Annotated in this window: 1 protein-coding gene; it reads left to right on the forward strand. The window is 78.2% G+C overall.

The window, feature by feature from the left end; genetic code table 11:
- The coding region (locus tag AC0IW9_RS31740; protein WP_471652258.1) for a hypothetical protein at nt 1–243 on the forward strand (243 nt) is incomplete at both ends.

The following is a 243-nucleotide window of genomic DNA, read 5'->3' on the forward strand; positions in this document are numbered from 1 at the left end:
CCTCCGGCAGCAGCTCCAGCTCCAGGGTGAAGGTGCCGCCGGGGCCCGGGGCCAGCCTCCGCTGGGACCTGCCGGGCTGCCGCGGCGGCACCTTCACCCTGGAGCGGGAGCTGCTGCCGGAGGCGCCGCACAACGGGCTGGGCGGGGTGACCCTGCTGAACCCGAGGCTGAGCGCCGAGGGCCGGGAGGCGGCCAGAAGCTCGGCGGTGCGGCCGAGCCGGTCCGGGTGGCGGGCCATCTCCC

It is taken from the genome of Belnapia sp. AC561 (assembly GCF_979252845.1).